19 protein-coding genes are annotated in these 22,244 nt (G+C 61.1%); 7 read left to right on the forward strand and 12 right to left on the reverse strand.

All coding sequences use genetic code 11. From position 1 onward, the window contains the following. Nucleotides 1–31 precede the first annotated feature (31 nt). Entirely contained in the window at nucleotides 32–346 is a 315-nt protein-coding gene (locus tag ABY42_RS16080) for a hypothetical protein (RefSeq protein ID WP_231608329.1), read from the reverse strand. A 124-nt stretch (nucleotides 347–470) separates the two neighbouring features. Here ABY42_RS16080 and ABY42_RS16085 point away from each other — a divergent pair, with 124 nt between their 5' ends. Further along, nucleotides 471–1,481 (forward strand): HEAT repeat domain-containing protein, encoded by a 1,011-nt coding sequence (locus tag ABY42_RS16085; RefSeq protein ID WP_050460104.1) that lies wholly within the window; start codon nucleotides 471–473, stop codon nucleotides 1,479–1,481. Between the two features lie 80 nt (nucleotides 1,482–1,561). Here ABY42_RS16085 and ABY42_RS16090 read toward each other — a convergent pair whose 3' ends face one another. The 4 genes from ABY42_RS16090 to ABY42_RS16105 form a co-directional block, all read right to left on the reverse strand. Further along, nucleotides 1,562–2,740 carry an ABC transporter ATP-binding protein gene (locus ABY42_RS16090; RefSeq protein ID WP_050460105.1) on the reverse strand — a complete coding sequence of 393 codons (1,179 nt, stop codon included), beginning with the start codon at nucleotides 2,738–2,740 and terminating at the stop codon, nucleotides 1,562–1,564. A 2-nt stretch (nucleotides 2,741–2,742) separates the two neighbouring features. After that, the gene (locus tag ABY42_RS16095; RefSeq protein ID WP_049904904.1) at nucleotides 2,743–3,741 is read right to left on the reverse strand and encodes a carbohydrate ABC transporter permease; all 999 of its coding nucleotides are present in this window, start codon (nucleotides 3,739–3,741) and stop codon (nucleotides 2,743–2,745) included. Continuing rightward, a complete protein-coding gene (locus ABY42_RS16100) occupies nucleotides 3,741–4,733 on the reverse strand; it encodes a carbohydrate ABC transporter permease (protein WP_004971956.1) in 993 nt (330 codons plus the stop codon). Before ABY42_RS16100 ends, ABY42_RS16095 begins: the two co-directional genes overlap by 1 nt. 63 nt (nucleotides 4,734–4,796) lie before the next feature. Then, on the reverse strand, nucleotides 4,797–6,287 hold the full coding sequence (locus ABY42_RS16105; RefSeq protein ID WP_050460106.1) for an extracellular solute-binding protein: 1,491 nt from the start codon (nucleotides 6,285–6,287) through the stop codon (nucleotides 4,797–4,799). A 97-nt stretch (nucleotides 6,288–6,384) separates the two neighbouring features. On the opposite strand from ABY42_RS16105, the gene ABY42_RS16110 reads away from it, so the two are divergent. From ABY42_RS16110 to ABY42_RS16120, 3 genes are all read left to right on the forward strand, one after another. Next, nucleotides 6,385–8,394, forward strand: coding sequence for a glycoside hydrolase family 15 protein (locus ABY42_RS16110; RefSeq protein ID WP_197092938.1), 2,010 nt, complete (start codon nucleotides 6,385–6,387; stop codon nucleotides 8,392–8,394). A gap of 107 nt (nucleotides 8,395–8,501) precedes the next feature. Then, nucleotides 8,502–9,566, forward strand: coding sequence for a TrmB family transcriptional regulator (locus ABY42_RS16115; protein WP_050460107.1), 1,065 nt, complete (start codon nucleotides 8,502–8,504; stop codon nucleotides 9,564–9,566). Nucleotides 9,567–9,801: 235 nt separating this feature from the next. Next, on the forward strand, nucleotides 9,802–10,848 hold the full coding sequence (locus ABY42_RS16120) for a PAS domain-containing sensor histidine kinase (RefSeq protein ID WP_050460108.1): 1,047 nt from the start codon (nucleotides 9,802–9,804) through the stop codon (nucleotides 10,846–10,848). 101 nt (nucleotides 10,849–10,949) lie between these two features. Here ABY42_RS16120 and ABY42_RS16125 read toward each other — a convergent pair whose 3' ends face one another. The 5 genes from ABY42_RS16125 to ABY42_RS16145 form a co-directional block, all read right to left on the reverse strand. Then, nucleotides 10,950–11,804 carry an MBL fold metallo-hydrolase gene (locus ABY42_RS16125; protein WP_050460109.1) on the reverse strand — a complete coding sequence of 285 codons (855 nt, stop codon included), beginning with the start codon at nucleotides 11,802–11,804 and terminating at the stop codon, nucleotides 10,950–10,952. A 162-nt stretch (nucleotides 11,805–11,966) separates the two neighbouring features. Further along, a complete protein-coding gene (locus tag ABY42_RS16130) occupies nucleotides 11,967–13,772 on the reverse strand; it encodes a PAS domain S-box protein (RefSeq protein ID WP_050460110.1) in 1,806 nt (601 codons plus the stop codon). Nucleotides 13,773–13,960: 188 nt separating this feature from the next. Beyond that, nucleotides 13,961–15,457, reverse strand: coding sequence for a TrkH family potassium uptake protein (locus ABY42_RS16135; RefSeq protein ID WP_050460111.1), 1,497 nt, complete (start codon nucleotides 15,455–15,457; stop codon nucleotides 13,961–13,963). Continuing rightward, entirely contained in the window at nucleotides 15,454–16,791 is a 1,338-nt protein-coding gene (gene trkA, locus ABY42_RS16140) for a Trk system potassium transporter TrkA (RefSeq protein WP_050460112.1), read from the reverse strand. The genes ABY42_RS16135 and trkA overlap by 4 nt, the downstream gene beginning before the upstream one ends. Nucleotides 16,792–16,894: 103 nt before the next feature. After that, nucleotides 16,895–17,146 carry a hypothetical protein gene (locus ABY42_RS16145; RefSeq protein ID WP_050460113.1) on the reverse strand — a complete coding sequence of 84 codons (252 nt, stop codon included), beginning with the start codon at nucleotides 17,144–17,146 and terminating at the stop codon, nucleotides 16,895–16,897. A 286-nt stretch (nucleotides 17,147–17,432) separates the two neighbouring features. Between ABY42_RS16145 and ABY42_RS16150 the strand changes: the two genes are divergently transcribed. From ABY42_RS16150 to ABY42_RS16155, 3 genes are all read left to right on the forward strand, one after another. Next, a complete protein-coding gene (locus tag ABY42_RS16150; RefSeq protein ID WP_050460114.1) occupies nucleotides 17,433–17,966 on the forward strand; it encodes a DUF7342 family protein in 534 nt (177 codons plus the stop codon). Between the two features lie 8 nt (nucleotides 17,967–17,974). After that, nucleotides 17,975–18,409, forward strand: coding sequence for a hypothetical protein (locus tag ABY42_RS19990; RefSeq protein WP_082220703.1), 435 nt, complete (start codon nucleotides 17,975–17,977; stop codon nucleotides 18,407–18,409). Between the two features lie 67 nt (nucleotides 18,410–18,476). Beyond that, nucleotides 18,477–19,019, forward strand: coding sequence for a hypothetical protein (locus tag ABY42_RS16155; RefSeq protein WP_050460115.1), 543 nt, complete (start codon nucleotides 18,477–18,479; stop codon nucleotides 19,017–19,019). A 284-nt stretch (nucleotides 19,020–19,303) separates the two neighbouring features. Here ABY42_RS16155 and ABY42_RS16160 read toward each other — a convergent pair whose 3' ends face one another. Together ABY42_RS16160 and ABY42_RS16165 are read right to left on the reverse strand one after the other, a co-directional pair. Beyond that, complete coding sequence (locus ABY42_RS16160) at nucleotides 19,304–20,461, reverse strand: NAD(P)/FAD-dependent oxidoreductase (RefSeq protein ID WP_050460116.1); 1,158 nt, start codon at nucleotides 20,459–20,461, stop codon at nucleotides 19,304–19,306. 174 nt (nucleotides 20,462–20,635) lie between these two features. Further along, on the reverse strand, nucleotides 20,636–22,174 hold the full coding sequence (locus ABY42_RS16165; protein WP_050460117.1) for an aldehyde dehydrogenase family protein: 1,539 nt from the start codon (nucleotides 22,172–22,174) through the stop codon (nucleotides 20,636–20,638). Nucleotides 22,175–22,244: the final 70 nt, after the last annotated feature.

Here is a 22,244-nt window from a genome sequence, read left to right on the forward strand (position 1 = left end):
CGGCTCGTTGCCTCGCGTCGCTTCGACTCGACTACGCGGCCACCGCGGCACGCCGGTAGTGGATGAGTGCCGTCGCACCGGCGACCAGCCCAACAGCGATAGTCACGCCGTGGAACACCACCGGAGGGACCGCCTCGACGACCCCAGCCGAGGACGTGGCGACCAGCGTTGTTCGGACGGCGCCGAGCCCCACTTCGGCCGCGAGAAGTGGCGCGAGCAGGAACGTTGCTCCGACCTCCGCGCTCCACCTCGTCGGGTTTCGGTCGCGGCGTCTCGCGTGTCGATACGTCGCGGCCGCGGTCACACTCCCAAGGAGCGCCGCCGCGGCAAGCGTAATCGGGCTCACGGTTCTGTCGTCGCTCCGCGAAAATGTAGTCTTTTTGTCTGTTCTGTTCGGTGTCGACGACGCGGTCTCCCACTAACTTATTGACGTACCGAGGAGATACTTCGCTAACGAGGCACACGAACCGATGGACGACACACGTCACGCGCCCCCGCTGGAGCGCCTCGTCGAATCAGCCGAAAACCGCGCCTACGAGGCGGTGAGCGGGGCGCTCGGGGAGCTCCGAACGGCGTCGACCGAGGACCGAAAACGGGCGCTCCGAGAGCTTCGGCGCCTCGCCGACGACCGGCCGACCGCGTTCGAGTCGGTCCTCCCCGCCGTCACGCCCTTTCTCACCGACGACGACCGCGCCGTCCGGCTGTTGACCGCGAAGGCGCTCGTCGCGGTCGCGGAGGCCGCTCCCGACGCGGTCGCTCCCGCCGCTCCGTCGCTCGCCGGGCGACTCGCCGACGAGGACGAGTTCTACTACGTCCGCGCCCGGTCGGCCGAGGCGCTGGGCTACGTCGCGCTCGAACACCCCGACGCGGTCGCCTCGCCGGAGGTGCTCGCGGACCTCCGCGTCGGTCTCTCGTTCGACGAACCCGAGGTGAAACAGAAGCTGGCGAAGGCGCTCGAATGCGTGGCGCTCGGCGACCCCGGTCGACTTCGCCACCGCGTCTCGGCGCTCGCCGAACACCTCGACGACCGGGACGAACTCGTCCGCTATCACCTCTGTACGGCGGTGGCGGTCGTCGGCTGCGACGCGCCGGACTCGCTCGCCGAGGCTCGGACGGCGCTCTCGGCACGGCTCGCCGACGAGAACGCCTTCGTCCGGGGCCGCGCCGCCGAAGCGCTCGGACTGTCAGTCCGCGGGGGCGGCGAGGCGGTTCGGGTACCGGATTCGGTGCTCGACGCGGAATCCGACGAGGCGGCCGAGTTCGTCGCCGAACGGGTCCGCTTTCTCCGGGCGGCGTCGGAGGGAGAATCACTGGAGTCACCGGCCGAAGGCGTTGGGTCGCTGGCCGGCGTTCGGGGCACGACCGACGACGCGGTCGACGAGATGACGTCGCCAGACGTGGATGGGGAGTGCCCCCATTGCGGTATCGACCTTCCCGAGGGCGCGCCGCCGATGTGTCCGAGCTGTGGCGCTCCGTACTGAGTCGGGCGCGCGGTTACTTCCGGTAGCCTCCGGGAGTTACTGCGTCTCGCCGTCGCCGACGGCGAGGTTGCCGGGTCGCTTCAGTCGTCTGCGTCGGCCGTCGTCTCGGTCTCTAACTCGGCTGAAACGGGGGGAAGGCCGTGGGCGAGCGCGCCGCCCGACGCCGTATCGAAGAGGTGGACGTTCCCCCGGTCTATCACCACTTCGACGTCCGTGTCTTCTCGAATCGTCGAGTCGGGCTCAACGCTCATCAGCAACTGGTCATCAGCCCCTGACTGGTCCATCGAGGTTCGGCCTTCGCCCAACAGCATGTACGCGAATATCTCGTCGCCCATCGGTTCGAGAATATCGACGCGCGTGGCGATGAGTGAAGAGGGGTCTTCGACTTCGACGCGCGCTCCGCTGGGATAGATGTCTTCGGGACGAATCCCGATGGTTACCTCGTCACCCACGTCCACAGCCTCGACAGACGCCGGATCGAACGCGAGCGAGAAGTTCGCTGTCGAGAGCGCGTCTTCTGCGACCGTCGCCTCGGCGAAGTTCATCGAGGGCGAGCCGATGAAGCCGGCGACGAACAGGTTCGCGGGCTCGTTGTAACAGACGAGCGGCGGGTCGATCTGCTGGAGTTGGCCAGCGTCAAGGACGGCGATACGGTCCGAGAGCGTCATCGCCTCTTCTTGGTCGTGGGTGACGTAGATGATGGTCGTGTCCAGTTCCTTGTGGAGGCGCTGGAGTTCGGTTCGCATGTGGACCTTGAGCTTCGCGTCGAGGTTCGCTAACGGCTCGTCCATGAGAAAGACATCGGGCTCACGGACGATGGCGCGGGCGATGGCGACGCGTTGTCGCTGTCCGCCGGACATCTCGTCGGGCATGCGTTCGAGCATGCCCTGCAACTGGACGATTTCGGCGGCGCGTTCGACGCGGCGCTCGATTTCCTCCTTGTCGTAGTTGCGCAGGCGGAGCCCGAAGGAGATGTTGTCGTAGACGTCCATGTGGGGGAACAGCGCGATGTTCTGGAACACCATCGCGACGCCGCGGTCCTTCGGCGGGAGGTTCGTCACCTCGCGGTCCCCGATGTGGATTTCACCCTCACTCGGCTTCGTGAGTCCAGCGATACTTTCCATCGTCGTCGACTTCCCACAGCCTGACGGGCCGACAAAGCAGATGAATTCGCCGTGGTCGATGTCGAGGTTCATGTCGTCGACCGCCGTTACGTCGTCGTAGTGCTTGCTTACGTGTTCGAGTCGTACTCGTGCCATTGTTATTCTTTAAGTGCTCCTGCGGTCAGTCCGCTGACGATGCGTTCCTGTGCGATGATGACGAGGACGACGACGGGGATGACCCCCACAACACTCGCTGCGGCCATGAGGTTGTACTGCGTCGTGTACTGAGTCTGGTAGCTGAGAATCCCGCCGACAATCGGCGACCACTTGGACGCTTCGGGTGACGTCGCCATAATCGAGCTGAAAAAGTACTCGTTGTAGACGCTGATGAACGTGAGGACGCCCGCGGTCGCCACGCCGGGTGCCGAAAGCGGCACGATGACGCGGAACAGTGCGCCCAGTCGGGTCGTTCCCTCTACCCGCGCCGCGTCCTCCAACCCGTCGGGAATCTGCCCGTAGAAGGTCGTGAGGATGAATATCGACAGCGGCAGGAACAGCGCGCTGAACGGCATGACCATCGACCCCGGGGTGTTCAGTAGTCGCGGCGGCGTGAATAGCGGGACACCTATGAACGGAATCGTTATCGGGGCGTTACCGGCGAACGCCTGAAACAGCGGAATGACGAACGCTGCGGGCGGGAAGTAACTGATTGCGAGGATACCGAGCATCAACAGCGCGCGCCCGGGGAACTCGATTCGCCCGAACACGTAGCCTGCGAGGCTCGCGACGAGGAGGACGATAACCGTCGTCGTGGCAGCTAGCACGAAGCTGTTCAGCACGTACAGGTGGAACGGGACCTGTTCGAAGACGGTAACGAACGCTGCCGGATTGAACCCCTTCGGAACGGGGAGCGGGAACGTGCCGCTGACGCCGAATAGGTCGACCGTCGGGAGGAAACTCCCGGAAAGCAGGTTCTCCTGCGGCGTCACCGCGAGGACGAGCAGCCAGTAGAACGGGAACACTGTCGTGACCATGAAAAACGCCATCGCGACGTAGAACAACGCTCGATACACCCGTCGTGGGTTGTGGATCGCATTCCGTGCCCACCGCGCGAGCGGACCGGCATCGTCTGCCGTGCCGTCGGCTTCGCTGGACATTATATCGCGTCCTCCCCCTGCCACAGGATGATTCCCATCACGACGACGCCGATGATGGCCGCTGTCACGAACGCGATAGCGGCGGATGTCCCCTCGTGCGTGTTGAACGTCGAGACGACCATGCAGGAGAGTGATGGGACCACGGTACAGCTCGAGACCGTATCGATGATACCGTACACGCGCATCGCCTGCACCGAGCGGAATAATACTGCAACTCCGATGGTCGGCAGGATGAGCGGGAGCGTGATGTATCTGAACTGCTGCCACTTGCTCGCACCGGCGACGCGGGCCACGTCGTACAGGCTGCGATTGATGCTCTGGAGCCCGGCAAGGATGAGGAGCGCCATGAACGCCGAGGTCTTCCAGATGTCGGCGACGATAATGATGAACGTCGCGCTGATTGTGTCGTTCAGCGTGTTGGTCGGTGCCACTACTCCGAGGTCGGCGAGAATCGGCGTCGCGAATCCGACGTTCGAGTCGAACATCAAGAAGAACATCATCCCCTGGATGACGATTGGGACGGCCCACGGAATGATAATCGCCGCACGGACCCACCGCCGGCCGTAGAAGTCTTGATCTAAGACGAGCGCTTGACCCAGTCCGATGAGGGTCTCGAACAAGACGCTGGCCACGGCGAAGATGAGGGTGATTACGAGGGCGCTATCGAGGAGACTCGCGGCGTCGAATCCGGTCGGGAGGAACGTCGTTCCGCCGGGGAGGAACCGGTTTTTCTCCCCGGTGAACAGCGCGACGTAGTTGTCGAGACCAACGAAACGGACACTAGAGAGGTCGGTCGAGACGGCGTACAGTGACAGCTCGAACGTCCGCAAGAGCGGGTAGATGGCCACGATACCAAGCAGGACGAATACCGGGGTGAGCAGTAGGTACGCGTACTGCGTGTCGCTCAGGTTCTCCAGCCACCGCAAGAAGACGACGACTGGCCCCGACTGCCGTGACTCACGTGCCGGCTCTGCAGCCGTATCGGCGCTCATACTATCCCTCCGAGAGGTGTGGGACTCATGGTTTGATCTGTTGAGTGTGGAGCTCTCAGCTCGTCAGTCGCTTCTCTCAGTCTCTTCGAGGCTGGATTGGAGCGTCGCCATCGCCTCGGCCGAAGACACCTCTTGTCCGACCGCGCGATTTGCTTGTTCTGCGATTTTGCTCGATTGGTTGTTCCAGACCGACGTAACCGGTCGGGCCATCGTGTTCTCACCGGCGACGCGGAGCGTGTCCATGTAGTCGCCGGTCGGTTCGAGCTCCGCAGCCGTCTCGGAGTTGAACAGGCTCGCCCGCGGCGGTAGCCACCCCTCGACCTCCAGGAGGAACAGTTGGAACTCCTCGCGCATCGACGCTTGGATGACTTGGGTCACAGCGTCGAGCTTCTGGCTGTTCGGGTTGACAGTAATGTGCCAGCCGCCGAGTGCAGAGGTGGACCCACCGGTTCCGGGGAACTGCGCCTCGCTTTCGGGGACGCCGTAGGGAAGCGGCATCGTCCCGAGGTCGTCACCGAACTCCGACGCTGCTTGGTTAATCGCGTACGGCCAGTTGCGGTGGAACACGGCGTTCCCGTCGACGAACGGTGCGAGCGAACTGTCTTCGATCCACCCGAGGATGTTCGTCGGTGTGAAGCCACCGCCGTAGTCGCTGAACTGCCCGTCGAAGCTCTCGTCGTGGACGAACTTTCGCATCATATTCAACGAGTTGACGACCGGGTCCGACTCGACGGTGACGGGTCGTTCGCCGACGGGACCGAAGAGGTTCTCGCGACCACCGAAGTAGGCACCGCCCCACGAAGACAGCACCTCGTTGAAGGTACAACAGGCGGTGCCGACGTAGATATCCCACTGGGTGGTGAAGCCGTAATCGACGCCCGAGAGCTCCTGTGCCTCGGCAGCGATGTTCGACCACCGTTTCCACGTCATCGGCTCGGTGGCCCAGTTCTCCTCGGTCGGATTGTAGCCGGCCTCTTCGACGAGGTCTTTCCGGTACAACATCGTCGGGTAGTCGGGGTACAGCGGAACACCGAACAGGTCCCCGCTGGCGGGGTCGATGGCCGTCTCAGTGAACCCGCCGAAGTACTCGTTTTCGATGGTCGAAAGCGCACTCTCGGGGAGAACCTCAGAGAGGTTAGCGAGCTGCCCCCGCTGGATGAAGATGTTCACCCAGCCGTTGTCCATCATGAACATGTCCGGCGTCGTCTCCTGAGAGCTCAAGAGTCGGTTGTACGTCGAGCGGCGCTTCCCGCTGTCCGGCTGGCCCGGCTGGAACTCGACGCGGATGTCGTCCGAGAGTCCCCCTTTCTCGTGTAGCGCAGTACGGAGCTGGTCCGCGTGGTCCTGTGCGACAGTCGCGTCAAAGCCCCAGACGACGGTCGTTCCGCCGCTTTCGGACTCACCGACCTGTCCACCGGTGTCGGAGCCGTTGCCGAACATACTCGCACAGCCGGAGAGGCCCGCTGTGACTCCCGTCGCACCTGCAGCGGCGATAAACCGCCGTCGTGAGACGCTCTTCTTCGTCGTCTTGCTCGTCTCTGGGTTCGTTGTCATCGTCCGAATTGTTCATCAAAATAGGCCCACTTATAATTTAGGGATTATCTTTGAGATATCACAAGAACTTTATCTGAACTCTGTGGCCAGTAGGTGTATGGGACTCCGACGGTCACTCGACGATTACAAGCAGAACGAAGACGCGACCGACGTATTTCCGGGCGAACGGCGCACGCGACAAGGCAGATTCAGCGGGTCGGACCAACGCCTCGTTCACGTTTCACCAGCCGGGTCACTCCGAGACTACTCGTACCCACTTTCGGGCTTCGGCGGCATCGTGTCCTCACGTTTCGGTATCCGTGTCGGTGACGCCGTCGAGTGGTTCGATGCGCTCGACACGGGGAGCCAGACGTACCGAGCGGGCCGGTCGCTCGTCGAGACGACGCACCGTCTCGATGGATTCGACGTGATACAACGCGACGTTACCGATGGACTCGCCCACACGACGACGTTTGAGCCTGGCGACGATGCACCGGAAGATATCGAACTGGTCGGGTTCGTCGAGATCAGCCCGGAGGGGCGAGACGGGCGCGTCGGGCAGCTAGTCCACGACGACGCTATCGAGGTGTACCACAACCGAGAACACGACTATCTCGGCACCTCGACCGAGTTCGTGGAGTGTACGCCCCAAGTGCTCGAGCGGTTCGGCGAGATACTCGCCGCGGAATCACGGTCGTTTCCGGAGTTCGGCGCGTCCGAAGAGTACGAGGAGAGCCGCCTCACCGGCGGCGTTGGTGTCCGCGTGGCTTTCGAGGACGGTGAGACCAGTCTCGTCACCCTGCTGTCGGACATCGAAACGCAGTCGCGCTCGGATGCGCTCTCTGCGGTCGCGACCCGGACGCGACGAACCAACAGCGATTCAGCCGCGCTCCTCGCGACGGCACGGCAGGCAGGACAGTACCCCACGGTCGCGGACCAACTCGTCGCGACTGACCTTTCGGTCCTTGAGTTACTCTCCGCACCGACTGGGGCCCGAATTGCGGGGCCGGACTTCGACCCGTACTACCAGTACTCCGGCGGCTACGGCTACACGTGGTTCCGAGACGACGGAGAAGTTTCGACGTTTCTCTTGGAAGCCGACGAGTCGCTCGGGTTCGATGCAGCCGAGATACACCGACAGAGCGCCGAGTTCTACCTGCGGACGCAGTTACCTGACGGCCGGTGGCCTCACCGAGTGTGGCCGATGAACGGCCGGCTTGCGCCGGGATGGGCGAACGGCCACATCGAGGGCACGGAAACGCAGTACCAAGCCGACCAGACTGCGAGCGTCCTCGTTTTCCTCGCCGAGTACCTCTCGGCGTACCGACAGTCGCTCCGAAACGTCACCGTCGAGGCCATCGAGAACGCATTACAGTCGGGAGTCGACGGGCTCGACAGTTCGCTGGAAGACGATGGCTTCCCGACGGTGTGCGAAAACGCGTGGGAGAATACGAATGGTCGTTTCACGCACACTGCCGCGAAGTTCGTTCAGGCCTACAGTACGATTGCGGCCGTCACGTGCGATGCGGCCACCAGAGAGCGCGCAGCTACGCGGGCAACGCAGGTTTTCGACGCACTCGATATGGCGTGGGCCGCCGACAAGGGTATCTACGCGCTCCGATTAGACGACGGTGACGGTAACTTGGACGACCGCGTCGACAGCACTACTTTCTCGCTCGTCGACGCCTATCTCGCCTACCGAGCCATCGAGGACATCGACGAAACGCGACTGCGGCGGCTCGAGCGCCATCTCCACACCGCGTTCTCCAGGCTCTGGAAAGAGACCGGCGACATCTCCGGACTCACGCGATTCGAGGGCGATACGTGGCGGCGGCGGGGGCAGGGAAGCGAGAAGGTTTGGACCGTCTCGACTGGCTGGGGCGCGTACGCGGCCGAGAAGTCGATTCGGCTCTTCTCGTCGACCGACGAGTACGACCCCGAAAAATGGGCGGACCGGTTGTTCGACGAAATTGACCTCGACGGCAGTCTGTGCCTTCCATCGGGGTACCTCCCGGAGCAGTTCTTCGACACCGGCGCGCCGGACAGCGCGACGCCGTTGGGTTGGTCCCACGCCATTCGACTGGCCACGCACGCGTCCCGTGTCACCCGAGGTGCCCGCACCGAGTAGGGTTGTTACATTCGAACAACGGAGTTCGAGGCGGTCACGCGCCGGACAGCACCCTGTCTGTACTCCCATACTAAGATTTATCCCCCGCCTTGGCCGAACACTTGGGTATGGTGGAAGACGAGGTGGTGGACAGCCTCATGCGGATCGGGCTCTCGGACAAGGAGTCGCGAGCATACGTGACGATACTCCGTAACGGGGCGACGACAATCCGGGTCGTCTCCGAAGAGGCTGACATCTCTAAGAGTTACGCGTACGATATCGTCGGAAAACTCGAGGAGCGCGACCTCATCGAAATCGACGACCACGTCCAACCGACGCAGTTACGAGCGATTCCGCCCGCAGAGGGTATCGACAATCTCGTTTCTCAACTACAGACCGTCGAGTCCCAGTTAGAGGACCTGTTTGACTCCGAGAGCTACGAACAGCAGAAGTTCAGTATCATCAAGTCTCGACGGACGATACTCGCTCAGCTCAACAAGCTGATCGACGCCGCTGAATCCGAACTCGTTCTCGCACTTCCCGCATCGGTTCTTCATCGGGTCGAAGATTCGCTCAGAGATGCCCAGAGCCGGGGTGTATTTTGTATGCTTCTCGTCACGGAGTACGACGGCACGAGTTCGATCGACGGTGCGACTGCGAGTATCATCCAGACGTGGAGCGCCCCAGCACCAGTGACGCTGACCGTTGACCGGGGTGACGGTATCATCGCCTCGGCAGATGCGATACTGAACTCGAACTCGGATGAGTACGCCATCTATCACGCCGAGGAGCATATCGTCTCCTCGTTGTTCGACTCGTTTATCGCCAACTACTGGCCGATGGGCGAGCAGGTGCACGTCGGGTCGAAAAGCCAACTGCCGGCGACGTTCACGAGCTTCCGCCACGCGGTGTTCGACGCGACGCTACATCTGATGGACGGCGCCGTCGTCACGGCCGAGATGGACATCCGTCCCACCCAGAGTAACGCGGCGTTCGAGACGACTACTGGGACGATCGTGGCGGTGAAACAGAGCCTCGTCCGGCCCTTCTCGAACGACTTTCCGACTCAGGAGTCGTTCGTCGTTGAGACGTCTGACGACACGTTTACCGTCGGCGGCTCGAAGGCGTTCTTGGAGGATTTCGAGGCCCGACGCGTCGTTTTCCGGTCGGTCAGCGATACAGAACAGGAATAGCGTTTCCTGCACGGACTCACCGACCAGTCGCAGTGGACTGCCCCGAGTGGGACTCCTCGGTTATCCTTCCGGTCGGCTCGAGCCGACTTCCTTCGACGTCACTCGATTAGCGCGAACGTCCGGTTTGCTCATCCACGACGGAATCCCACCCTTCAGAACGGAGCTTTGACGCCGGCTACTCCGCCGTCGGACTCCGGGACTGGTACTTATTTCACTCGCCTCGAAACACCCCGGTATGAGTAACAGCTCGCTTGGTCAACGGCGCGATTTCCAGGACCTGTTCGACCAGCTTGATGGGGTCGCGCTTTGGACGGTATCTGCGCCCGGCGAGTTCGACTACATTAGCGCTGGCTTCGAAGACATCTGGGGGATTCCACCCGAGGCGGTCATGGACGACATCGCGCTGTTGCTCGACGCCATCCATCCCGAGGACCGCGACCGGGTGCGACAGAATATCGAGGCCTCAGCCCAAGGGGCCCACGACGAGGCGTACGAGGGCCGCGTCGTTCGACCCGATGGGTCGATTCGCTGGGTGCTGACGCGGCAGGTGCTCCTCCGCGATGACGACGGTGACGTCTCGGAGGTCGTCGGCGTCTGTACGGACATCACGGAGCAGAAACGCCGGGAGCGAGAACTCGAACTGCTGAACCGAATCGTCCGCCACGATATCCGCAACGATATGGGGGTCGTCCTCGGGTGGGCGGAGATGCTCGAAGACCACGTCGATGATGACAGGAGCGAGTACCTCCAGAAAATCCTCGACAGCGGTGAGCACGTCGTCGAACTGACCGAGGTCGCACGCGACTACGTGGAGACGATTGCATCGAACGAGAGTGTCACTATCGCGTCGGTACCGATTCGCTCGATCCTCGAAACCGAGCTATCGATTCGCAAGGAGTCTTTCCCGGAGGCCACGTTCGTGGTCGAGGGAACGCTTCCCGACGTCGAGGTCGCCGGAAATAGCATGCTCAGTTCGGTGTTTCGGAACCTCCTGAACAACGCCGTCCAACACAACGACAAGGACGCGCCTCGCGTCGAGATCTCGTGTACGGCCCGAGACGACGACGTCGAGGTTCGAATCGCCGACAACGGGCCGGGCATCCCGGACGACAGGAAAGAACTCGCGTTCGGAAAAGGTGAGCGAGGTCTCGGGAGCCCCGGCACGGGTATCGGACTCTACCTCGTCGACACCCTGGTCACGCAGTACGGCGGTTCGGTCCGGGTCGAAGACAACGAACCGACGGGTGCTGTCTTCGTCGTCGAACTCCCGCGCACCGACTGACTCGACCGCGGTTTCTGTGGTACAGTACGACATCGCCGTTGAGTGGGGGCGCCGCGCGACGTCGCCGGTGAGGCAGGAGAATTCGGTGACGTGTTAGAGACTCACTCGCCGCCGAGACGCGCCGGTGGGACGACGCCCGGCCGGCCGAGTCGGAAGCGGTCGCCGACTTCGACCTCCTCGATCACGTGCGGGTACTCGAACGTCGTCGCGGCCTTCGAGAGCGCGCCGGGGTCGGCGTGAATCGAGCGCCAGCGCCGCCAGTGCTCGGGAATCAGGCGGTCGATGCCGAGCGCGTTCGTGGCCTCGACGATCTCGTCCGCGTCGTTGTAGAGCTTGCGCGTGATGACCTCGCCGTCCTGGACGACGCGGGCGTCGGTTCCGTAGGAGAGCATCCCGAGGTCGATGTCGAACTCCGCACCGATCTCGTGGAACGCCTCGCAGGGTCGGTTGTCGCCGCCGTGGAAGATGGTTCCCGTCTCGTGCTCGATAACGTACGTCACCGTGCCGGTCGCGTCCGGGTCGTACCCGCCTCTGACGTGGACGGTGAGGTCGCCGACCTCGTAGCTGTCGCCGGGTTCGACGGCCGTCCGCTTGTCCTCGTCGATCGCGCTCACGTCGAAGTTCTCGTAGCACTCGACGGGCGCGTGGACGTCGCCGCCGTGGTCGAGGAGCGGGCCGAACGAGGGCGGCCAGAAGTGGTCGCGGTGGTCGTGGGTGCAGAAGACCGCGTCGCAGGCGTCCGCCCACTGCGGCTCCATCGGCACCGGCGACATCCGCGCGACGTACTCGCGGTCCCGCTCGGTACTAAAGTAGGGGTCGATATAGATGGCGGTCTCCGGGGTCCGTATCGCCCAGCCGGCGACGCCGAGATACCACAGCGAGACTCCCTCCTCGACGTCGACGCCGTTGAGTTCCTCCCGGGCCCACCACTCGCCCCAGTCGCTCGTAATCGTCATCGTACGCTCCGCGCCGCGCCGCCGGATTCGCCGTGATAGTTCATGTGACAGCGGTCCGCACGGGGCCTGTAAAAGCTTCCGGCGTGAGGAATACGCGCTCGATGCTGACCCCGACAAGCTCATCGCACGACGGTCTTCAGACTCATTCCGGTACGCGGGAGCTCAGTTGTCGACGTCGGCGAACGTGACTCCCGTAACCTCGAATCGTGCCCCGCCTGCGTCAGATTCGGCGACGCTAACGTTCCAGCCGTGGGCCTCGGCGACCTGCTTGACGATTGCGAGCCCGAATCCGGTACCCGTACGCGAGGTTGTGCGGCCGGCTTCGAAGATGGTGTCGCGGCGCTCGGCTGGAATGCCGACACCGTCGTCCTCGACGTAGAAGCCGTCCGGAAGTTCACCGACAGTCACCGCCACGCCGTCTCCACCGTGTTCGATGCTGTTCCTGACGAGGTTCTCGACGAGCTGTTGGAGCCGACTTCGGTCAGCGATGACCGTCGCCGTCAAATCCGTCTGGAGTTCGGCGCCGGCCGTTTCGATGGTCCCCCAGCAGTCGGAGACGAGCGGACCCAAGGACACCGGTTCCAGTTCGCCGACGTTGTCGCCCTTTCGGGCGAGCGTGAGCAGGTCTTCGATGAGGTCGTCGATGCGGTTCAACGCCCGCGCGGCGGTCGCAAGACGGTCGCTTTCGTGGTCTTGGCGGGCCAGTTCCACGTTCCCGGCAGCCACGTTCAGCGGGTTCCGGAGGTCGTGGCTGACGACGCTCGCAAACTCGCTCAGCCGCTCGTTTTGGCGCTGGAGCTGTTGCTCTCGCTTTCGCTGTTCGGTCGTGTCGCGATACATCCAGAGGTGGCCGGTCCCCTCGGGGAGTTCGATCGGTTCGTAGCTTCGGTTGAGCGTCCGGCCGTTCGTCAGAGCGACTGTCTCGTTGTGGACCGACTCTGTCCCGGCGATCAGTTCGTCGACGCGCTCGACGAAGCCCTCCGAGTCAACCACGAGTTCGCTTGCCATCTGCGCCAGTTCCCGACAGTCTGCGCCGATGAGTTCCGTCGACGGTTCCGAGACATCGAACAGTTCGACCAGTCGCTCGTTAATCGCGAGGACGGTTCGGTCGCTGTTTTCGGCGAGGACGCCGACCGGGAGCGACCGAATGAGCGTCGAGAGCAGGGCGTTGGTCCGTTCGAGTTCGTCCTCACGGCGGGTTCGCTCGGTCACGTCCTGGAACAACGAGATGATGCCGACGACCGCGCCGTCGTCGTTCGTGATGGTTCGGTTGTGCCACTCACAGCGGATGTGTTCGCCGTCCTTTCGGACGTTCTCGTCGATGCTGTGGTAGCCGCCCTCCGCGACTGCAAGCTGGTCTGTGACGGCGTCGACGTTGTCGTAACTGTCGTCCGCGACGATGAGTTCCCAGCTGTGGCCGCGGAGTTCCGCTTCGGTATAGCCCAGAATCTCCTCGCCGCGCTCGTTGAGCCCGACGATTTGGAAGTCGCTGTCGTACTCGAGGACGCCGAGCGGCGACTGTTCGATGAACAGGGAGAGGCGTTGTTCGCTCGTCTCGAGCGCGCGCCGTGAGCGGTACTGCTCGACCGCGTTTTCGATGCGGTTGGCGAGTACGGTGTACTGGCTGGTCCCGTGTTCCTTCTGGAGGTAGTCGGTGACGCCCGCGGAGATTGCGTCGCTCGCGACCTCCTCGCTTCCCTTGCCGGTAAAGAGGATGAAAGGGAGGTCCGGCGCGTCCTCGCGGAGGGCTTCGAGGAAGTCCAATCCGTCGCGCTCGGGCATGTCGTAGTCCGAGACGACGCAGTCGAACTCCGCGTCTGCCACGCGGTCGAGCCCCTCGGCGACCGAGGTGGCCGTCTCGACCCGGAACTGGTCGTGTTCCCGTTCGAGGAACGTCGCCGTCAGTTCGGTGAAGTCCTCGTCGTCGTCGACGTACAAGACGACCACCTCGTCCACTAGCTCGCTCATATCTATCCCGCCTGAATGTTCGCTAAGTGGATACTTAAGGGTGGGCGCGGTCGGAGGAACACGACTCTCCCGTGTCGGAGTAGTTGACCTCCACGCTCAGCGTGACCCGACGAGTCCCAAGAGGGCGATGAGCGCCCGGCCATCGAGAAGTGGAACGCAAGTAAACTAGTGTCATTTCACCTCGCGTTTCACGACCGCCAGTAGGACGGCGTCAGTAACACCAGCACCGGGATGATTTCGATCCGGCCGACCCACATGAGGAAGGTCATCGCGACCTTCGTCGACTGCGGGAACGGCTCGTAGCTCTCGAGCGGTCCCGCGATTCCGAACGCCGGCCCGACATTGAAGAACGTGGCTGCCGCAGCGCTCATGGCCTCGAATTCGGTGACTGACAGCTGTACCCGGGATGCGTCGACGACGACGAAGATTGTCGCGACGATGAAGAACACGAGACTAACCAGCGTGTAGGCGTAGATGTCCCGGACCGTCTCTTCGTCGACGACGTTCCCACTGTGGCGGACTGGTCGGACCGCGCTCGGGTTCGAGGCCGTAAACAGGTCTCGGCTGAATGCTTTCACGACGACGAGCCACCGGAGGGTCTTGATCGAACAGGTCGTGCTACCGGCCATCCCACCGATGAACATACAGACGAACAGGAGGTGTTTGGCCGCTGCCGACCAGAGGTTGAAATCCGTGCTCGCGTACCCTGTCGTCGTCATTATCGAGACGACCTGAAAGAGTGCGTGCCGAGCTATCTGTTCGAGGCTCGTATAGGGAGCACCGTCGACCAACAACACTCCCCCGACACCGACCGTGAAGAACCCGAGCAGTCCGACGTAGAAGCGGAATTCGTCACTATTCCGGAGTCGTTCGAAGTTCCCCTGAAAGGCGAAGTACAGTAGAATGAAACTCGTGGCACCGATTGCCATGAACGGGATAATCGCCCACTGAACGGCGGGCGAGAAGGCGGCGATGCTGTCTCCACGGGGTGAAAAGCCACTCGTCGAGATGGTCGTAAACGCATGCGCTACGGCGTCGTACAGCGTCATCTCCGGCGCGTATCCGATCAAATGGAGTCCGTAGAGAACTGCCACCTGGAGCCCGGTCAGGCCGATATAGATCTTCCAGAGAAGGGCGGCTGTTTCCGAAATCCGGGGTGTGAGCTTGTTGACGTCCTGTATCTGGGTTTCGGTCTCCATGAGCTGTGCACCGCCGACGGACAGTTGGGAGAGGACAGCCGTCGCCAGAACGAGAATACCGAGTCCACCGAGCCATTGCAGGACCGCTCGCCACATGAGGATGGCCCGCGAGTGGCGTTCGAAATCCACGATGACCGTCGCGCCGGTCGTCGTGATTCCGCTCATACTCTCGAATAGGGCGTTCACCGGCGTTGCAAGCATTCCATCGCCGGCAAGAACGAATGGGGCCGCACCGACGAGCGCGATGCTCAACCACGTCAGCGAGACCATCAGAAACGCCTCCCGCGCTCGGAGGTCACGCTTGTCGGTGAGCTGTTCGAGCCCGACCCCGAGGAGCGTTGTACCAAGTATCGGGAGGATGAACGGGAGCAGCGCCGTTCCGTCGTAGAGAGCGATTCCGAGAGGAAGGAGGAGTGGCACCCACAGCCATTTGAGAATCGTCCCGACCAGTCGACAGCTAACCCGCCAATCGACGCGAATTCTCATACGAGCTCCATAACGCGAGAGAGGACGTCTGCGGCTACGAAGAGAACGACGTGGTCACCTGCGTTGATGACGGTCCCGCCACGGGGAACGATGAACTCCTGATCGCGAGTGATCGCACCGATAACCACATCGGATGGAAGCTCAGCAACGCTCTCGTGGATGGGGCGTCCCGCGAGCACGCTTGCCTCGTCGACCTCGATCTCTAGCACTTCTGCCTGGCGACCTTCGATGAGCGAGAGGTTTTCGACCTGTCCCTCCTGTGTGAAGCGGACGATTTCCTCCGCGGTCGCTTCACGGGGGTTGATCGCGACGTCGGTTCCGACCGCTTCGAATAAGCTTGCGTACTGGCCTTGCTCGACGACGGCGACCGTACGAGCGACACCGATGTTCTTTGCGAGCAACGAGACCAAGAGGTTCTTCTCGTCGCTGTCGGTCGCCGCGATGACTGCGTCCGCCCGGTCGATGTGTTCACCGACAAGGAAGTCCACGTCCGTCGCGTCGTGTACCATCACGATTGTTCCGGGAAGGTCTTCGGCGAGTTGGCGGCCGCGATCCGCGTCTTGTTCGATCAGACGGGGTTCGAGGCCGCGCTCTTCGAGCAGCCTAGCCGTGTGATACCCGATGTCACTCCCACCAACGACGACGATATCGCGAGCCTCATCCGCGGTTTCGGCTGAGGCAACAGTTTTCGAAAACGCTTGGACGCTCTCCGGACTGCCGATGACGATCACTTTGTTTCCGGCTTCGATTCGGGTCTGTCCACGGGCGATTACGACATCGCCCTCCTGAACTAGTGCAGCGAACGTGAGCGCATCGAACTTGTCCGCCTCTTCGACGGTCCGTCCGACGATTTCACTATCTGCCGCCACTTCGAACTCGGCCATCTGGACGAGTCCACCGGCGAACGGGTCGACGTCGACGGCGGCCGGGAGCCCGACGACGCGGACGATATCGTTGGCCGTCAGCAGGTTCGTCGAGACCATGAAATCAACCCCGAACGCCCTCTCTGATCGCGTCCACGTATCGAGGAAGTTTGCGTTCCGGACCCGAGCAATAGTGAAGACATCGCCCGTCGTCTTCGCCGTCCCGCAGGTGACTAAGTTCGTCTCGTCGTCGTCCGTGCTGGCGATGAGCATATCCGCCTCGGCGATGCCTGCCTCTTCGAGTATTCCGAGCGAGGTCCCATCCCCTTCAATCGCCAATATATCGCTCGAATACGTGAGCTCCTCGACTTTCTCCGGATTAACATCGATGACGGTGACGTCGTGACTCTCAGCGAGACTGATCGCGATGTTCGCTCCGACTTCACCAGCCCCGACGACAATCACGCGCATGGCTGTCCTCTGGACGTAACCATTAGGATACCTAACGCATGGGACCTACTAAAAAGCCGTTCTCGGTGTTCCGGGTCTGGAATCATCTTTCTCGGACTGGGTGCTACAGGGGCAGGATGCGGAGCAGAGACAGCTGCCACGCGAACAGCAGAGCGAGGAGTGTCACCACCGAGTAGTGTAGCCAAGCGGACCGAGTCCAGTAGCCATCGTGCCACGCGAACCCGGTCGTGACGACGGCGCCGGCGGTTCCAACGAGGGTGATGTACCGGAGCACCTTGCCGGCCCGAAGTGCCAGCGACGGCGAGGCAATCTCCGCGTTGAAGTTGATCCAGGCCAGCAGGAAGATCACCAGCACTGCGAGCCAGCAGTAAAGCGGTTCGTGAGGAGTTGGTCAACCGACTCTCGCGGTTGTCACTGGGCAGTGATGTAGGTCAGCATGGCGTCGTCGACGATCAAGACAAATTCCAGGTGATGCCAGTTCCGGAGCTGTGAATTCAGGAGTGACGTCTTAACCAACAATAGCACAAGAGAATAACGCCTGTTGGTTAATATGGTGGTCTGCTGGTGGATTCCGCCCCGCACAAAGTCAGGAAACTATTCCTCGAAGTAAGAACTATATCCTGTGCCGCGCAAGAACGAGTATGTCCAACAGCGAGTCTCCAGATGGCCCGCCCTCCTTCGAGGATGCGTTTCGTGGCGACGACGTTGAGCAACGTATCTACGGGACGGTTCTCCAGACTCGTGAGCCGACAACAGCGAGCACCATCGCCGACGTTGCCGACTGTGACCCGAAAACGGCTCGGAAATATCTGGGCTGGTTCAGTGAACTCGGTATCGTCACGCGCCACGACGGCCACCCGACCACGTACGAGCGCAACGACGCCTACTTCGAGTGGCGGCGAATCAACCAGCTCGCGGCCGACCACTCCATCGAAGACCTCCAGCAGCGCGTTCGGGAACTGAGCTCGCGGATCGAGGCGTACGAGGACACGTATGGTGCTCCGACGCCAGCGGCCGTCGACGCCGTCGCCGCTGCAGAATCGAGCGACGACCGGACGATCGACGACGTATACGGTGACCTCGGCGACTGGGCGACCGCTCGGGACGAGCGAACACGCTACGAACGTGCCCGTCAGCAACGGGCGAGCGCTGAGACCGAACAGGTATCCGGATAGTCACACCGATGGTGCCGCCCACAGGTGACGACGGAAGCCCTGCGCCTATTGATCGCCCGATACTCGGGTTCCTGCGGACGCGTCTCCAAGCAACGGGTCAGGTCGCAACAGCACTCATCACCGACGCGAGCGGCCATCTCGAACTTCGCGTGACACTCGCGCCACCGTACTATCCAGACACCGTCGAGGAGGCGACTCTAGCTGTTCGCTGGTACACGAACGACGACTTCAAAATTCACTACCGGGAGGTTCATCCGAAGCACGCCTGGGAATGCCGGTGGGATCGCCACCCCAACCCCCACAATACCCGAGACCATTTCCACCCTCCACCGGCTGCTCCCACCCCCGGCGACGACGCTTCGTGGCCGACCGACCATCGAGACGTGCTTCGGCTCGTCCTCGACGAAATTGAAGACCGGGTAGCGGCCCTGTGGAGTGAGTAAGGGATGTCCCAAAGGTGAGCCTGTATCGCGAACGATTTTGTCACCCCATTGTGAATGAGTAGGTAGAATGGTCGTCGTTGAGCACGTCACCCGCCTGAGCGATCGGCGCTCACAGACCTCCTCGGAGACGTTTCCGGACGACACATCGGAAGCGATCCGGTCAGCTGTGGAGGCCGTTCCCACGAGTGTCTTCGAGGATACGGCAAAGCACAAAGAGGGGGCATTTGACGCTTCAATTGCTGACGCACTACCCCAGTACGAGTACGAGGGGGGCGCCGCCGCCGGCTACAACCCGAACTGCAAGCTCTGGTCGCATCTGGACTTCAACTACAGCGTCGACCTCTACGACGCCGACGAGCGCATCGCCATCGAGGTCGAGAAGAGCGAGCGGAAGAACATCAGCGACGACCTGCTCAAGTTCCAGAAGGGCTACCGCACCAAGAAGGGCGGGCGACCGAAGATTGAGTTCGGATCCTTAGTCGTGCCGGTGAACTACCGAGGGTCCGATAACCTCTACCAGCACAGCCTGACCAAGCTCGACTTCATGAAGGGCGTCCTGTTCATCGACGACGTCGCCGTCATCGGCTATCGAGATCCGCGACCGGACTGACGCCGTACGACCTGGCCTGTTTGTCGGCGCCGCGAGGCGTGCAGCGCGTGACAGCGTGTGCAGCGTGATTCACCATGGCTGATTCCGATATTCACGACGACACAAGCGCCGGCTACGAACAGTTCGAGAAAGCACTGCTCGCCCAGGACCGCGACGTCGCCGGCGTCGACACGGTGGACGTCGACGACGAAACGGCCCAGTACTTGGTCAGCGAGCTCTTGACGCAGACGTCGTCACTGCGGTTCCCTCGGTACCACACCGCTTTCCCTACTCTCTCTACGACATCACAGCGCATCCCACGATTTGAGGGCTCGGGGCCACGACGTGAGGTCAGCAATCCACCGCGCTGCGATGAATTTCTTCAGGAATTTCGCGGGGTAGGAGCCAAACGTATCGATTGGTACGATCTCCACATCGTGTGCGATTGTTGCCTCTCCAACGGAGATGAGCGTTCCTTTGTCAGTGTACGCCCACGTCTTGAGCGGTTGACCGGCGATGCTTCGGAGCAGGTTTTCGGCTGCTGTCTCAGCTGCTTGCCAAGCTGCTTGGGCGGTTGGTGGGATGAGGCTCCCGTCGACATCGACGAGTGCCGCATCACCAATCGCAAACACCCGGTCATCACTGGTTTGGAAGGTCGCATCCGCTTTAGCGCGATTGTGCTCTGTGTCAATCGCAGCGGCGGCCATGGCGTCACGGCCTGTGATTCCACCAGTCCAGATAAACAGGTCGTATTCGAGTGAGTCTCCACTTGCAAACTGAATCCGGTCAGTCTCAGCTCTGGTGATCGGGTCGGCCGTGTGAATAGTGACGTCTGCGTGGTCTAACGCACGCCGAACAGACTCCTGTAAGCTTGGAGAGTGACCTGGCATGATCGAGTCTTGGGCCTCCACAAGATGAATATCTAGGGGCAGATCTGCTTCATCACGCAGGGTGGCGATTTCACCCGCAGTTTGTACGCCAGAAAGACCAGCGCCACCAATGATAATCTGTGCAGGACGGTCCATCGTGGTGTGCTGTCCGTGTGCTATGAGTGTTTGATGGATCGAGAGTGCATCCTCGAGCGATTTGAGCGTGTGTGCACGTGTATCCAGCCCAGGGATCCCATAGTACGCCGTCTGGCTCCCTAGTGCAACGAGGAGATAGTCATAGGGGATTTCAGTACCGGTCGTGAGACTCACAGTTTGCTCAGCTGTATTAACCGCTTCAACATGGCCTTCGACAAACTGTGTTGCAGGGCCTTTGATGTCGCGAATTGGAATCGTAACCTTCTGTTGTGAGTCTGGATTCCGAATCACACGATGGACCTCGTGCAGGATGAGATGGTAATCCTGGTTGTTGACCCAGGTGAGGTTCACATCCCGGTCTCCGATATTCTGTTCTAAGTACTGTACTGCGCTCGTCCCCGCGTATCCCGCACCGAGTATTACAATATCATGTACCATGCACTATTATACATTACAAATAATACCAATTTAGCGCAATTGGCAATAATTGAAACATAGGGGGCGGGAAAGTGCATCAAAATTCACCCAGTGTAGAGGGCCGAGGTTATACTGTTCGTCCCAAGGCCGCTGTTGGGGCAGTCTCACACAGAATCGAGGCGGAAGCCCATGACGTTAGTCGTGGATCACTGATTCAAGTGAGATATTGATACATTTTGTTTGGGTGTACTCTTCGAGCGTCTCGAGGGCTGTTTCACGCCCGGATCCAGATTTCTTGTAGCCACCGAACGGCTGCCCCGCTGGGAACTCGTTGTAGGTGTTCACCCAGATGTTTCCTGCCTCGATATCTTTTGCTGTTTTGTAGGCCTGATTGATATCGTTTGTAATGATACCCGCAGCAAGTCCAAATTCAACCTCGTTCGCTAACTCGATCATTTCATCGTACGAGGACCACGTGAAGACCGTCTCAACAGGCCCGAAGATCTCTTCTTGTGCTGGCCGACTCCCGTGCTCGAGGTCACCAATAACCGTCGGTGAGACGAAATACCCGTTCGAAAGGGCGGTGTCCTCGGGCTTCTCTCCGCCAGCTAAGATCGCTGCATCAGCCTCGCGGGCCCACCGGATATAGCGCATCGTCCGCTCAAGTTCGGTTTGAGTTACCTTTGGCCCGAGATCAGTCGCTTCCAATAGTGGGTCACCGATTGTGAGATCCTCAATCTCAGCAACGAATGTATCGAGGAATTCATCGTGGATATCCTCATGGACGAGTACCCGAGTCCCGGCAGCACAACACTCTCCAGTATTAAAGACGAGCGCATTCAGTGTGACATCAACAGCGTTCTCGAGGTTTGCATCTGGGTAGATGACGACTGGGCTTTTGCCACCCAACTCAAGCGTTAGGTCCGTAATCGTGTCTGCGGCATTTTTTATCACACCTTGGCCAACTTCCGTTGACCCGGTAAACGCAATTTTTTGAACGTCGCGATGCTTTACGAGCGGTGAGCCAGCTTCAGCACCAAACCCAGTGACCACGTTGACAACGCCAGCCGGAAGCACAGCATCGATTTCGCGCATGAGTTCGAGAATCGACAACGGAGTCTCTTCGGCCGGCTTCAGCACGACCGTGTTCCCGGCGGCGAGGGCCGGGCCGAGTTTCCAAGCGGCCATCAAAAGTGGGAAGTTCCACGGAATGATCTGTCCCACCACGCCATAGGGCTCTCGCAGTGTCTGGATGTGGTTGTCAGTCCCACTTGGAATCGTTTTCCCTTCCGTAACACGGACTGCCCCTGCGAAGTACCGAAAGTGGTCAATAACTAATTCGATGTCGTGGCGTGCTTCCGTAATTGGTTTGCCGTTGTCGAGTGTCTCAAGCTTCGTAAACGCTTCTTTTCGTGCCTCGATCCGCTCTGCAATCTCGGTCAGGAGCACTTGGCGATCTGCTGGCGAGTACGTCGACCACCGTTTAGTGTACGCCTCCTCAGCAGCGGTGACGGCCCGGTTGATGTCCTCCGCGTTTCCAGCCTGCACGCTAGCGAGCACTTCGCCAGTAGTTGGGTCGTATGTGTTGAACGTTTGTCCAGTCTCACTATCCACCCACTCACCTCCGATATACAATTGCCCATCATCAGCGGGGATAAGGTCGGCTGCAACGTCCCGGTGCCGTTGCTTAATCTGGTTTTCCCGCTCTGCTGATGTCTGAGAATCTATTGACATGGTAGACTGGCTCTAGCCAAAAGATCCTACACGATTCTACATAACTATTTGGTGTACACCAGTACCGTTG

Source organism: Haloferax gibbonsii, assembly GCF_001190965.1.
GTDB lineage: Archaea > Halobacteriota > Halobacteria > Halobacteriales > Haloferacaceae > Haloferax > Haloferax gibbonsii.